Origin of the sequence: Nocardia sp. GP40 (assembly GCF_050434125.1) — a bacterium.
GTDB classification, from domain to species: Bacteria; Actinomycetota; Actinomycetes; order Mycobacteriales; family Mycobacteriaceae; genus Nocardia; species Nocardia albiluteola.
Genome location: NZ_JBNPVW010000001.1, coordinates 589,493 through 602,021, shown reverse-complemented (window position 1 = coordinate 602,021; position 12,529 = coordinate 589,493). Strand labels below are relative to the sequence as shown.

Here is a 12,529-nt window from a genome sequence, read left to right as displayed (position 1 = left end):
GGGTCGTCGCGGCGCGCTCGCTCACAGCCGCCGCCCGCCGTCGACGTAGAGGGTCTGGCCGGTGATGAACGACGCCTGGTCCGAGGCCAGGAAGGCGACGGCGTTGGCGATGTCCCCGGGCTGCCCGACGCGGCGTACCGGGGTGATCTTCGCGGCCTCGGCCTGCAGCTGCTCGGGGCTCACCCCGACGCGGGCGGCGGTGGCGGCGGTCATCTCGGTGACGATGAACCCGGGGGCCACGGCGTTGACGTTGATGCCGAACGGGCCCAATTCCATTGCCAGCGTGCGCGTGAGGCCCTGGATGCCCATCTTGGCCGCGGAGTAGTTGGCCTGGCCGCGATTGCCGAGCGCAGACACGCTGGAGGTGTTGACGATCTTGCCGTACTTCGCCGGAACCATGTGCCGCTGCGCCGCCCGGCTGCACAGGAACGCTCCGCGCAGGTGCACCGCCATCACGGTGTCCCAGTCGTCGACCGACATCTTGAACAGCAGGTTGTCGCGCAGTACCCCGGCGTTGTTGACCAGGATGTCCAGCGAACCGAGTTCGGCGGCAACGCGATCGAATACCGCGTCCACCTGCGTCTCGTCGGTGACGTTGCAGCCCACCGCGATCGCGGTGCCGCCGCCGGCGACGATCTCCTCGGCCGTTGCCCTGCAGGCATTCTCGTCGAGGTCGGCGATCGCCACCGCGATGCCGTCGGCGGCCAGGCGGGCCGCGGTGGCCGCGCCGATACCCCGCGCGGCGCCGGTGACGACGGCGACCCGGTGTTCACCCACCCCGCCGGTTCCGCGAGCTCCGCCGGCTTGCCACCCCGAGTGCTGTTCTGTCATTGGGGTTCTCCCGATTCGTTCGTGAAAGTTGTGCTCAGGCAAAGGCGCTCACGCCGGTCAGGGCGCGGCCGATGAGCAGTTTCTGGATCTGGCTGGTGCCCTCGTAGAGGGTCAGCACGCGCGCGTCGCGCAGGTACTTGGACACCGGGTACTCGTCGATGAAGCCGTAGCCGCCGAACACCTCGAGCGCCTTGTTGGTGGATCGCACCGCGCACTCGCTGGCGAAGAGCTTGGCCATCGAGGCCTCGGTGCCGAACGGCTTGCCCCTGTCCACCAGGTCGGCCACCCGCCAGGCCAGCAGCCGCGCGGCGTCCACCTCGACGGCGATATCGGCCAGGATCTCCTGCACCAGCTGGTAGGAGGCGATGGGCCTGCCGAACTGCACGCGCTCGGTGGAGTAGTGGACCGCGGCCTCGAGCGCGGCCCTGGCCACGCCGACGCAGCCCGCCGCCACCCCCATGCGGCCCTTGTCCAGCGCCGCCATGGCGATCTTGAAGCCCTGGCCCTCCTGCCCCAGGCGCAGCGTGTCCGGCACGCGGACCCGCTCGAAGACCAGTTCGGCGGTGCGCTGGCCGCGCAGCCCCAGCTTGCCGTGAATCTCGGTGCGGGTCAGCCCGGGGGTGTCGGTGGGGACCAGGAAGGCGGTAATGCCCCGGGCGCCCGGGCCGCCGGTGCGCGCGAAGACGAGCGCCACCTCGGCCCAGGTGCCGTTGGTGATGAAGATCTTGGTGCCCGAGATCAGCCAGTCGTCGCCGTCGCGCTCGGCCCTGGTGGTGAGATTGCTTGCGTCCGAGCCAATATCGGGTTCGGTCAGCGCGAAGCAGCCCAGCGCCTCACCGGCGCAGAGCCGGGGCAGGAAGCGCCGCTTCTGCTCGTCGGTGCCGTAATACTTGATCGATTTGGAGACCAGGCCGAGGGAGACCGAGACGATGCCGCGCACGGAGCTGTCGCCGCGGCCCAGCTCCTCGAGCAGCACGCAGTAGGCCAGCGCGTCGCCGCCGGAGCCGCCGTACTCCTCGGGGATCTCGATGCCCAGGAAACCCATCGCGCCGAGCTTGCCGACGATGGCCGGATCGACCGACTCGGCGCGGTCCCATTCCCGCGAGTAGGGAACGACCTCTTTGTCCACCCAGGCGTGGGCCACGTCGCGCAGTTCGCGGTGCGCCTCGCCGAGTTCGAAATCCATGATGCGGCTCCTAACCATACGGTGTTAGGTTTACGTCCCACACGGTAACCTAACAGTGTTTGGTTCTTCAAGGCGTCCCGGTGACCGGTGATAAATTCGACCCTTCGCCGGTCACCGACAGCAGGGAGGTGCGAGTATGGCCCGGCCCCGCGTGCCGCTGCTGAGCCGCGACCGCATCCGCGAGAGAGCGCTCGGGCTGATCGATCGCGACGGCCTGGCCGCGCTGTCGATGCGCAAGCTCGCCGCCGAACTCGGCGTGCAGGCCGCCTCCCTCTACGGCCACTACCCCACCAAGGACGACCTGCTCGACGACATCTCCGAGCAGATCATGGCGGCCGTGGACACCTCGCCGTTCGAGACCGGCGACTGGCGGCACGGGCTGCGCGAATGGGCGCGCTCGTACCGGGCCACCCTGGCGCAGCATCCGAATTTCGTGCCGTACCTGGCCACCGGGCCCGCACGCCGGAACGAGAGCCTGCGCATGGCCGACGCGGTGCACGGCGGCCTGGTCGCGGCGGGCTGGCCGCCCCGCCAGGCCACCATGATCGGCGCGGCCGCCCGCTACGTGGTGATGGGCTCGACGATCGGGTCGTTCTCCCGCGGCTTCGTCGACGACGTGCAGGTCTATCGCGACCGCTATCCCCATTTGGAGCAGGCCCACCTGCTGCGCGCCAAGGCGGACGAGATCGACTCGGAGAGTTTCGAATTGCTGCTCACCGCGTTCGTGGACGGGCTGGAGGCACGGTTCACGCAGGCGCGGCGAGGGCGAGCCGGGCGCCGGGGTACGGCCGAAGGCTGAGCGCGGGAAAGCGTTTCGCCGGTCAGGCGTGTCCCGGTATAGGCAGTAGCGCGAGGAAGTTCCGGACCAGGGGACGATCGTCGTCGGTGCGGTGGGCGAGGTACACCGTCGTCGCCGCATCGGTTTCGTCCAGCTCGAGGATCCGTACCGCGGGCGGGGCGTTGAATGTCGCGCTGCGCGGGGCGATCGTCACCCCCAGCCCCTCGGCGACGAGATACACGATGGTGGCCCAGGTCGATGCCTCCTGGACCACGCGCGGCCGGTGGCCCGCGGCCAGCAGCGGGCGCAGATTGAGGTCCTGCGCCCGCGCACCCGCGGCCCGCGGGAAGAAGACCAGTGGATCCTGCGCCAGTTCCGTGGCGACGATGCTGGCGCGCGCGGCGTGCCGATGGTCGGCCGGGAGCACCGCGACGAAGGGCTCGGTGACCAGCGGCACCGTGACCGTGCCCGGCTCGTCGTCCGGATCGCGGACGATCGCCATGTCCAGGCGGCCCTGGCTCAGCTGGGCCATCAGGTGCGAGGTGAATCCCTCGATGAGGTCCGCCTGCACCAGCGGATAGCGGTCCAGGAATCGGCGCACGCCGCGCAGCGTGTTCAGGGCCAGCACCGAGGGGACGTACCCCAGGTACAACCGCCCCTGGCTGCCCTGCCCGACGCGGCTGACCTCGTCGAGATCGCGCGCGGCATGGCCGAGGATGGCCGCGGCCCGCTCGCGCAGCACCACCCCCGCCGCGGTCAACGCCACATGCCGCGAGGTCCGTTCGAAAAGCCTGGCGCCCAGCAGGGTTTCCAGGCGCTTGATCTGCTGGGTCAGCGCGGGCTGGGCGATGTGCAGGCGCGCGGCGGCCCGGCCGAAGTGCAGCTCCTCCGCGACCGCGAGGAAATATCGCAGGTGCCGCAGCTCGACGCCGTCCAGCAGGCGTGCCGCATCGACCATAATTTCAATGTATCAATCCGACCTATCAAGTATTGGACGCGATCGGTCGCGGGCGACATGCTGGAGTTCGTGAACCCGCAGACCTTCTCCGGCGATCTGGTCGTCCGGCCGATGTCCTCCCCCGCCGACGCCCGCGCCTTCAAGGACCTCAACGAGCAGTGGATCACCACGCTGTTCGCCCTCGAACCGGCCGACCGCGCGGTGCTCGACGATCCGCAGGACGCGATCCTGGCCAAGGGCGGGCAGGTCCTCATCGCCCGCGACGGGCAGCAGATCGTCGGCTGCGTCGCGATCGTGCCCGAGGGCCACGGGGTCTACGAGATCTCGAAAATGGCCGTGGCGCCGGAGCATCGCGGGCGGGGTTTCGGCCGCACCCTGCTGAGCGCGGCCATCGACCACGCCCGCACGCTGGGCGCCACGGCCCTGTTCCTGGGCAGCAGCACTAAGCTTCCCACCGCGGTGCACCTCTACGAGCAGGCCGGATTCGTACACGTCCCGCCCGCGGACATCGGGCCGATGCCGTACGACCGGGCCGATGTCTTCATGCGCCTGGAGCTGACCGCCTGATCGCCGATCAGCGCACCCCGAGCGCCGCGAGGATCATCGGGCGCGCGGTGGCCATATTGCCCTGCCAGTAGGGCCAGGTGTGGGTGCCGTCCCCGATGTCGATGCGCGCGGGGATGCCCAGTGCCGCAACGCGATCGGCGAATATCCGGGCTGCGGTCATCGTCATCGCCTCGAGCCCCATCCCGTTCACCGTATTGCCGAATCCGTCCGCGAGATCCAGCGGACCCGGCAGGCCGTTGCCGCTCGAGACGTAGATCGGCAGTCCGCGCAGCCTTCCGGCCTGCACCGTGGCGTCGTTGCGGACCCAGGCGGGATCGGATCGCGGGCCCCACATGTCGTCGACGTTGAAGCCGCCCTCGTTCCGCATCGCCGCGCGCATCGCCTCGCCCCAGAGGGGGAACGTCGGATTCAGGAATCCGGAGAAGGATCCGGCGAATCGGAACTGATCGCGATGGTAGGCGGCCAATATCAGCGCGGCGTCACCGCCCATCGAGGGACCGACGATGGCATCGTCGGTCCGGGAGACGCCGTACCCCTGTAGGAAGGCCGGGAGCTCGCGAGTCAGGAAGGTTTCCCACCGGTAGGTCGTGGCCTGATGATTGGTGCTGCTGGGCCGGTACCAGTCGGTGTAGAAACTCGAGTGGCCGCCGACCGGAAACACCAGCGTCACATCGTCATCGGCGAACTGGCGCAGGATATCGGTGTCGGTGGTCCACTGATTGTGATCGGCCGGCGCGCGCAGACCGTCGAGCACGTACAGCGCCGTGCTCCCGCCGTGCGCAGCCCACCGCACCTGCACCGGGATCGGCCCCATGCTCGAGGGCACCGAAAGCTCCTCGAACCGCCCCGCACGCTGTGGCGCTGCGGCAGCGGCCGCAGTACCGATCGACACCGCCAGCAGCACGGCCGTCACGAGGGCGCCGATCCGCCCGCACCACCGCACGATCGCCCCGCGATCCATACCTCGCCCCGTTGCGCTCACCCTGACACCTCCCACCACGATCCCGGGCATCGACCCAGGTGACCCTACTCCTGCCGCATCCGACATCGGACTAACCGTTCAAATCGTGTCGGCAATCATTCTCGATACGCAGCAATACCGGGAATGACGAGACTTCACCCGGCAGCGCTCCTCGCGGCCGGTCCACTCGTCGAGACAGTAAGCGGCATGCGGTAATTCGATTGAGCGAGCCGGTGCCGGTCCGTAACATCGGGAACACGATTCGCGCACGCGAGGAGGTGGGACCCATGACGCTGCACATCACCGACGGGTTGATCACCAGCACCGTGACACCCGAGACCGCGCACCGGATCCCCATTGCCGAGTGCGGCATGTGGGTGCTGAGCTGGCTCCCCGACCGGGTGCTGACACGCGATCAGGCCATCAGCGGCCTGGTGCTCGACGAGACCCTCAGCGTCCCGGACACGGTCCATATCGAATTCGCCATGGAGCTGGCCGCATTCCGCGCCGCCGACCTCGGCCTGACGCTCCGGGAGGTCGTCCTGCGCCTGTGTGCGCGGATGCTGGAACGAGACCAGCTCGCACACAACGAGAACGGCGAGTCCGACGCCGTACCCGGTCCCGACTGTTCCGGGTACGGCGATCGGCCGCGCGCCCTTCTCATCCTGGCCCGTCGGCTCACGACCAGCACGATCGCATAGCCGGCGCCCAATCCATCGGCCAGACCCGTTGCCACTCGGGAAGAACCGGTGGCAATAGCAGGACCAGATCCACAACCGCCCGTGCGCCAACGGTTTTCGCTGGCCGAGCTGCGGTTCACTCCGGTTCGGGAGTGAGGTCGCCAGCCGGGAAAAATATTGGGCTGAGCAGATATCGGATCCGGTCGGGCGCGGGCTCGTTCAGCATGCGCGGCACGATCACCTCACGCAGGTCGCGCAGGAGCCCCTCCAGTTCGCCGCGGTCGAGCCAGACCGCGTGCTGCCGGTAGCCGACCAGATCGGCGACGGGGTCGGCGTCGTCGCGGTCGAGGTAGGCGTTGAACTCGGCGATCAGCACGGCCATCGCGGTGGTGAAGATGCGGCGATGGTCCTCGATCGTGGCCTGGGCGACCGTCTCCTCGTCGACCACGGCCCTGCCCCGGTTCAGGCGGTAGTGGCGCTCGACCGCGCCGCGCACCCGGCGCTCGCCGGCTACCTCCAGGACCCCGGCCGCGGCCAGGGCCTCGACGTGCCGGTAGACCATCGCCTTCGACACATCGGGCATCCGCGCGCTCAGCTGGGCGGTGGTGAGCGTGTGCCCGCCGCTCAGCGCGTGCACGATCCGCATCCGGGCGGGGTGCGCGACAAGTTCCAAAGCGTCCACTTCCCAATGTTCTCATATCTTGCTACCGTTCTCATAACACGAGAAAGGTTGTGAGGGATGATCCCAACACAGGACGAAGCCGTGGCCGTGGCCACCACCGTGATGGAACTGCTGCGCGCGGAGCGGTTCTCGGAGATCGAGGAACTCTTCGCGCCGAGACTGGCCGCGGCGGTGTCGGCCGACACCGTGCGTCTCGGGTGGATGTCCGAGACCGCGAGAATCGGGTCGGTCCGCGGCCTGGGCGCGATCACCACCGCGCCGCTGCACGACGAACTGATGCTGGCCAAGATTCCGGTCAATGGCGACAACAGCGGCATCGAGGTCCACATCTCTGTCGACGACGCGGGCAGGCTGCACGGATTCCGGCTCGCCCCGCCGAGCGAATCGGACTGGACGCCACCGAAATACGCGACACCACGGCGCTTCACCGAGCGGGAGGTCACCCTCGGGTCCGGCCCGCATGCGGTGTCCGGCACGCTCACCCTGCCCAAGGGCGACCGCCCCCGTCCGGGTGTCGTGCTGATCGCCTCCGGCCCCAACAATCGCGACGTCACCACCGGGCCGAACAAGCCGTTCAAGGATCTGGCGTGGGGCCTTGCCAGCCGCGGTGTCGCGGTGGTGCGTTTCGACAAGATCGGCCACGTGCACGCCGGGGTGGAGAACGTCCCGGGCTACACGATGGTCGAGGAGTATCTGCCGCACGCGCTCGCCGGTGCCCGGCTCCTGCGGGAGCAGCCCGGCGTGGACCGGGTCTACCTCGCCGGACACAGCGGCGGCGGCAAGGCCGCGGTGCGCGCCGCCGCGGCCGAGCCCTCGATCGCGGGTGTGATCATCATGGCCGGAGACACCGTGCCGCTCCCCCGCTCGATCATGCGCACCATCGACTATCTGACCGAGCTCGAACCCGACCCCGCCCCCGAGATGAAGACCGTGGCCGAGGCCACCGCGCGGGCGGCCGCGGCGACCGAGGATCCCGGCCTGTCGCCCGACACCCCCGGCTCGGAGCTGCTGTTCGGGATGCCCGCCTCCTACTGGCTGGACATGCGCGCATTCGACCAGGTGGCGACCGCGGCGGCGCTGGAGCGACCCATCCTGATCCTGCAGGGCGGCCGCGACTATCAGGTCACCCTCGCCGAGGACCTGGCCGGCTGGCGGGCCGGGCTCGCCGGGCACCCGGACACGACAATCCGCATTCTCGAGGCCGACGACCACATGTTCTTCCGCGGCAGCGGCCGCTCCACCCCGGCGGATTACCAAGCGCCGCAACATGTCGATCCCGAGGCCGTGGCCGCCATCGCGGACTGGCTGGCCCCCGCGCGCGACCGCGGGCGCATCGCCCGCCTGCTCAACCACCTGGCTCGATGAACACCCGAGAGGTAAGACCCATGACCGACACCGACACCGATCACGTTGCCGCGCAACTGCAATGGATAATCGAGGCCTCCGTGGCCGACCCAGCGCCGACGGCGAGCGAGATCGCCACACACCTCGCGCCCACGCTGCTCGAAAACGGTGGAAGCGACAGCATTTCGACGGCCCTCGCGAGCCTCGGACCACTGACTATGGGCCGGATACACACCCGCACAGCGGATCACGTGCACGCCTCGATGCACGGCCGCGACATCGAGATCCTGCTCGATCTGACCGTGAGCCCCACCGGACTCATCGACAGCCTCGCCGCCACCCTCGTCAAGCCCGCACCCACCTCGTGGGCCGAGCTCGACGCCCGGCTGGCCACACTGGCTCCACGAGCATCCTTCGCGGCGATGGAAATTCGGACCGACGGCCACTGCGAGCTGATCCACGGCCACGAGGCCGAGGTCCCCAGGCCGACCGGCTCGGCGTTCAAACTCTACGTGCTCGGCGCGCTCGGGCAGGCCGTCGCGCAGGGCTCGGCCCGCTGGGACGAATCGCTGAGGATCCGCGAGGACCACCGCAGCCCCGCGGGCACGATGCAGTATCTACCGGCGGGCACCGAGGCGCCGCTGTCCGAGTACGCGGATCTCATGATTTCGCTCAGCGACAACACCGCCACCGACCACCTGCTGCACCGCCTGGGCCGCGAGGCGGTGCAACGCCAGCTGGCGCTGTTCGGCCATGCGTCACCGGAGACGAATCGGCCGTTCCCGTCCACCAAGGCGTTCTTCCAGTTCAAATTCGACCCGGATTCCGGTGATGCCCACCGTTATCCGCGTTTGTCCGAACCGGAACGGCTGGCGATGCTGGAGCGCCTGGAGGCTCGGCCGCTGCCCGATCCGCGCCGGATCTGGCCCGAACCCCGGTTCATCGACTCGATCGAATGGTTCGCCTCCCCGGCCGACATCTGCCGCGCCTACGCCGGGCTCGCGAGCCTGGACCAGCCGGAGATCGATCACGCCCTGTCGCTGGGCGATGCCGGAATCGGCCTGGACCGCAACCGATTTCCCACCGTGTGGTACAAGGGCGGCCAGGAGCCGGGGGTGCTGACCCTGCAGTACCTGGTACGCACCAAGCAAGGCCACGGCCTGGTCGTCGCGCTGCTCATGTCCGATCCGGAGACCGCGCTGGACGCCATCGCGCCCCTTGCCGAGGGCCAGGCACTTATCCGCGGCGCCTTCGACCTCATGGACGACGCCGGCTGAACTCGGAGACGGACCGCACGGCGGCGAGTTCCACTGCCGCCGATGCGATCCCGCGTTAATCCGCATGGCGGTGCAATCGGATAGCCCTCCACCACCGCGGAATCAGCCCGGAAAGTGCGCCCGCACCTGATCCTCGGCGAGCCCGTACTCGGCGAGTTCGTAGCGGTGCACCGGCTTGCGGTCGCCGCTTCGGCTCTCCTGGTCCAGCGCGGTCATCGCGGCACGCGCGGCGTCGGTGAACTCGATACCGAAGGCACGGTAGATGGATTCGACCGTCCCGAGCGGATCGGAACGCAGATCCGCGAAGTCGACGTCGATGAACTGAGCCGGGTTGTGCCGCGCACGGGCGGCGGTGAACTCGCGCAACCCGCGCGACCACAGCTCCAGCTGTGTCTCGCCGATCACCTTGCCGGAGAACGTATTCGACCAGCCCTTCGTGGTGTGCTCGGACAGGCTGCACGAGGACGCCAGCACGGTCACCGGATCGCGGTGGGTCTGGATGATCAGCGCATCCGGATAAACCGCCAGCAGCGCGTCCAGGGCGAACAGGTGGCTGGGATTCTTCAGGATCCAGCGCCGCCGGTCGCCCAACCCGATCAGCTGCAGGTTCTTGCGATGCCGCACATAGGCATTCGTCCAGTCCTGTCCCTGCAGCCACTGCGAATAGGTCGGCAGATAGGCCAGGCTCTCGTACGCGATGGATTTCACGGTCTGGCGCAGCAGCTGCCAGCACTCCTCGACCTCCGCGGCGGTCATGTAGTGCAGCCCCATGAATTCGGGGTTCTCCAGGTGGTGCCGGGCGAAGCCCGCGTCGATCTGCTGGTAGATCGGGTTGTCGGCCCAGGTCTCCCGCGGCGGGCGCGGCTGCGGAAACTCGGTCAGCCACATCTCCAGCGCCTGATGGCCCGGATCCGCGGCCAGCAGCCGGTGCAGGGCGGTGGTCCCGGTACGTGGCAGGCCGGTGACGAAAATCGGCCTGGTGACCGGGGTGTCGGCATAGGTCGGGTGCGCCCGCCAGGACGCCTCGCTCAGCGCGCGTGCCACCAGCGCCCCGCGCAGGAAGTACCGATTCATCTTGCTGCCGAGCTCGGTGAGATCCGCGTCGCGCCGGTAGGACTCCAGCAGGACGCCCAGTGGCTCGCGGTAGTCGTCCGGGCCGAAGTCGGTGAGACCACAGACCTTGGTCGCGGAGGCGTGCAGGTCCTCGACCGTGCCCACATCGGTACGTACTGTCATCGCATTCCTTCTCAGAAGTGGTATTCGCCGCAGTTCACGTCGAGGGTCTGACCGGTGATGGCGCTGGACCAGTCGGAGGCGAAGAACACCACGGCGCGGGCGATTTCGTCCGGCTCGGGCAGGCGCTTCAGGTCCGACCGGCTCGCGGTCTGCTCGTACACCTGCTCGGCGGTGCTGCCGTACTTCTTCGCGACCTCGCCGAAGTACCACTTCAGCTGATCGCTCCAGATGTAGCCGGGCGCCACGGTGTTGATGCGAATCCCCCTGTCCCCCAGCTCCGTCGCGAGGGTCTGCGACATGGCCAGCAACGCCGCCTTGGCCACCTTGTAGCTGCCGTAACGGGGTTCGGAGTGCCGCAGCACCATCGAATTGATCATCACGACCGATCCCTGGGACTTGGCGAGCTCGTCGGTGCAGGCCTTCGTCACCCGCAGCCCGCCCAGCACGGTCAGCTCGACGCTGTCGCGGATCTGCTGAAAATCGGTGCGCTCCAGCGGTTTCATCGAGGGCACCGAGAAGGCGTTGTTCACCAGCGCGTCCACCCGGCCGAATGTTTCGACGGTGCGGGAGACCAGGTTCCCCACCGCGGCGTCGTCGGTGATGTCGGTGGGCACGCTCAGCGACACGCCACCGGCGGCCTCGATCTCGGCGGCCACTTCGGCCAGGCGGGATTCGGTGCGCGCGGCGAGCACGACCTTCGCGCCCTGGCCCGCGGCCTGCAGGCAGATCGACCGTCCCAGGCCGGGACCGACGCCGCTGACCACGACCACCTTGTCGTCGAGCAGTCCCACTACAGCATCCTCTCCGCGAAGGCGCGCTGCCGATCGGAAATCCGTGCGCGCCACCCCTCTTCGTCGATCCGGTTGGTGTCGTAGTGCGGCAGATACTTCGCCACCTCATCGACCGCCAGCACCTGCACACTCGGGCCGTCGGCCGCGGTCATCTCGCGCGCGACCCGCTGCCAGCGGAACTGCAGAATGCCGCGCCGGCGTCCGGTGGTTTCGATCCAGTTGGCGATGCCGGGATTACGCGCCGACACCACCATGCGGATCATGCCGTCCGGATCCACCTGCGCCTGCGCGCTGTTCAGGCTCGTCTGATGGTTGACGTAGTCCAGCGAGATGTACCAGCGGCTGCCCAGCTGGAAACCCTGATACGGCGCATCGGATTCGGGCACGGTGATCAGCAGCGCCTCGTCCTCGGCGAGATCGAAGTGCCCCACCGAGGAGAACTGCGTGCTCAGCCCGCCCGGAGTGAGCCGGGGCGCGGTGAGCGTGTTCACCGGCAGGTCCAGGTAGAACCACTTCGGGAAGTTGAACCAGGTGTGGATGCGCTGCACCAGCATTCGGGCCGCCGCCCGGTACCGCTTCCGCTGGCGGTCCAGATCCGACGGGACGGGCGCGGTACCGACGGTGTCGACGCGCTCGATGCGGATGGTGCCCTTGCGTTCGCGCGTCCAATCCCCGTACACCTCGCGCACCGCGAGCATCGAGGCGCCCTCGCCCAGCACGAAATAGTTCGGGCCGGGGTTCTCCTTGGGCGGGCCGAAGCGCAGCCGGTAGCCGCCGTCGGCATCGATCTCCACGCGCCGATCGTCGAAGGCGTCGTCGCCGTTGGGCACGTCGGTGGCGGTGTAATCGCCCTTGAGCACCTGGAAGCTGAGGTCCACCGTGCTGCCGCGGGTGCCGGTCACCAGGTACTCCGCGCCGGGTTCGACATTCGCGTGGTAGTAGAGCGTGTCCGGATTGTCCAGGCCCATCTTGGTATACGGCCCGGTCGAGCTGACGAACTGCGGATGGCTGGTGCCGTGCACGCCCGAGAGTTGCGTAACCGCGGCGATACTGCCCGCGAGGTATTCGTAGCCCTCGGCCAGATCGTGTTCGTCGGTGATGAAATCGGCCGTGGCGATGAGCCTTTCGGCCTCGGCGATCGCGGCCTGCAGCGGCGCGGACAACGGGGGTTCGGGTGCCGTCTGTGCGGGTGAGTGTTCCATTCGATACCTGCTTCGTGTCGTGGGAAAGGCGGTGCG

At 68.6% G+C, this 12,529-nt stretch carries 13 protein-coding genes; 5 read left to right on the top strand and 8 right to left on the bottom strand.

The annotated features are described in order from the left end of the window. Positions 1-21: 21 nt before the first annotated feature. The gene (fabG, locus tag ABH933_RS02555) at positions 22-831 is read right to left on the bottom strand and encodes a 3-oxoacyl-ACP reductase FabG (RefSeq protein ID WP_429414694.1); all 810 of its coding nucleotides are present in this window, start codon (positions 829-831) and stop codon (positions 22-24) included. 34 nt (positions 832-865) lie between these two features. Further along, positions 866-2,017 (bottom strand): acyl-CoA dehydrogenase family protein, encoded by a 1,152-nt coding sequence (locus ABH933_RS02550; RefSeq protein WP_429414691.1) that lies wholly within the window; start codon positions 2,015-2,017, stop codon positions 866-868. Positions 2,018-2,153: 136 nt separating this feature from the next. On the opposite strand from ABH933_RS02550, the gene ABH933_RS02545 reads away from it, so the two are divergent. Then, on the top strand, positions 2,154-2,816 hold the full coding sequence (locus ABH933_RS02545; RefSeq protein WP_429414688.1) for a TetR/AcrR family transcriptional regulator: 663 nt from the start codon (positions 2,154-2,156) through the stop codon (positions 2,814-2,816). A 22-nt stretch (positions 2,817-2,838) separates the two neighbouring features. Here the strand turns inward: ABH933_RS02545 and ABH933_RS02540 are convergent, their stop codons facing one another. Beyond that, a complete protein-coding gene (locus ABH933_RS02540; protein ID WP_429414685.1) occupies positions 2,839-3,753 on the bottom strand; it encodes a LysR family transcriptional regulator in 915 nt (304 codons plus the stop codon). A gap of 69 nt (positions 3,754-3,822) precedes the next feature. Between ABH933_RS02540 and ABH933_RS02535 the strand changes: the two genes are divergently transcribed. Further along, a complete protein-coding gene (locus tag ABH933_RS02535) occupies positions 3,823-4,320 on the top strand; it encodes a GNAT family N-acetyltransferase (protein WP_429414682.1) in 498 nt (165 codons plus the stop codon). A 7-nt stretch (positions 4,321-4,327) separates the two neighbouring features. On the opposite strand, the gene ABH933_RS02530 is transcribed toward ABH933_RS02535, so the two are convergent. Continuing rightward, complete coding sequence (locus ABH933_RS02530) at positions 4,328-5,281, bottom strand: alpha/beta hydrolase (RefSeq protein ID WP_429415711.1); 954 nt, start codon at positions 5,279-5,281, stop codon at positions 4,328-4,330. A gap of 287 nt (positions 5,282-5,568) precedes the next feature. Between ABH933_RS02530 and ABH933_RS02525 the strand changes: the two genes are divergently transcribed. Further along, on the top strand, positions 5,569-5,982 hold the full coding sequence (locus ABH933_RS02525) for a hypothetical protein (protein ID WP_429414680.1): 414 nt from the start codon (positions 5,569-5,571) through the stop codon (positions 5,980-5,982). Between the two features lie 115 nt (positions 5,983-6,097). Here the strand turns inward: ABH933_RS02525 and ABH933_RS02520 are convergent, their stop codons facing one another. Then, entirely contained in the window at positions 6,098-6,643 is a 546-nt protein-coding gene (locus tag ABH933_RS02520; RefSeq protein ID WP_429414677.1) for a helix-turn-helix domain-containing protein, read from the bottom strand. Between the two features lie 57 nt (positions 6,644-6,700). On the opposite strand from ABH933_RS02520, the gene ABH933_RS02515 reads away from it, so the two are divergent. Together ABH933_RS02515 and ABH933_RS02510 are read left to right on the top strand one after the other, a co-directional pair. Next, positions 6,701-8,008, top strand: a complete 1,308-nt coding sequence (locus ABH933_RS02515) for an alpha/beta hydrolase family protein (protein ID WP_429414674.1) — start codon at positions 6,701-6,703, stop codon at positions 8,006-8,008. Positions 8,009-8,028: 20 nt separating this feature from the next. After that, positions 8,029-9,264, top strand: coding sequence for a serine hydrolase (locus ABH933_RS02510; RefSeq protein ID WP_429414671.1), 1,236 nt, complete (start codon positions 8,029-8,031; stop codon positions 9,262-9,264). A 102-nt stretch (positions 9,265-9,366) separates the two neighbouring features. Here the strand turns inward: ABH933_RS02510 and ABH933_RS02505 are convergent, their stop codons facing one another. From ABH933_RS02505 to ABH933_RS02495, 3 genes are read right to left on the bottom strand one after another with little or no spacing between them, the layout of a single operon-like run. Next, positions 9,367-10,500 carry a sulfotransferase family protein gene (locus ABH933_RS02505; protein ID WP_429414668.1) on the bottom strand — a complete coding sequence of 378 codons (1,134 nt, stop codon included), beginning with the start codon at positions 10,498-10,500 and terminating at the stop codon, positions 9,367-9,369. Between the two features lie 11 nt (positions 10,501-10,511). Continuing rightward, positions 10,512-11,291, bottom strand: a complete 780-nt coding sequence (locus tag ABH933_RS02500) for an SDR family oxidoreductase (protein WP_215918999.1) — start codon at positions 11,289-11,291, stop codon at positions 10,512-10,514. Next, positions 11,291-12,493 (bottom strand): hypothetical protein, encoded by a 1,203-nt coding sequence (locus ABH933_RS02495; protein WP_429414663.1) that lies wholly within the window; start codon positions 12,491-12,493, stop codon positions 11,291-11,293. Before ABH933_RS02495 ends, ABH933_RS02500 begins: the two co-directional genes overlap by 1 nt. Between the last annotated feature and the right edge of the window lie 36 nt (positions 12,494-12,529).

Coding starts and splice junctions, on each gene's coding strand:
- ABH933_RS02505 (WP_429414668.1), bottom strand. CDS start 10,500: ATGACAGTACGTACCGATGTGGGCACGGTCGAGGACCTGCACGCCTCC.
- ABH933_RS02530 (WP_429415711.1), bottom strand. CDS start 5,281: ATGGATCGCGGGGCGATCGTGCGGTGGTGCGGGCGGATCGGCGCCCTC.
- ABH933_RS02510 (WP_429414671.1), top strand. CDS start 8,029: ATGACCGACACCGACACCGATCACGTTGCCGCGCAACTGCAATGGATA.
- ABH933_RS02545 (WP_429414688.1), top strand. CDS start 2,154: ATGGCCCGGCCCCGCGTGCCGCTGCTGAGCCGCGACCGCATCCGCGAG.
- ABH933_RS02515 (WP_429414674.1), top strand. CDS start 6,701: ATGATCCCAACACAGGACGAAGCCGTGGCCGTGGCCACCACCGTGATG.
- ABH933_RS02540 (WP_429414685.1), bottom strand. CDS start 3,753: ATGGTCGATGCGGCACGCCTGCTGGACGGCGTCGAGCTGCGGCACCTG.
- ABH933_RS02525 (WP_429414680.1), top strand. CDS start 5,569: ATGACGCTGCACATCACCGACGGGTTGATCACCAGCACCGTGACACCC.
- ABH933_RS02495 (WP_429414663.1), bottom strand. CDS start 12,493: ATGGAACACTCACCCGCACAGACGGCACCCGAACCCCCGTTGTCCGCG.
- fabG (WP_429414694.1), bottom strand. CDS start 831: ATGACAGAACAGCACTCGGGGTGGCAAGCCGGCGGAGCTCGCGGAACC.
- ABH933_RS02550 (WP_429414691.1), bottom strand. CDS start 2,017: ATGGATTTCGAACTCGGCGAGGCGCACCGCGAACTGCGCGACGTGGCC.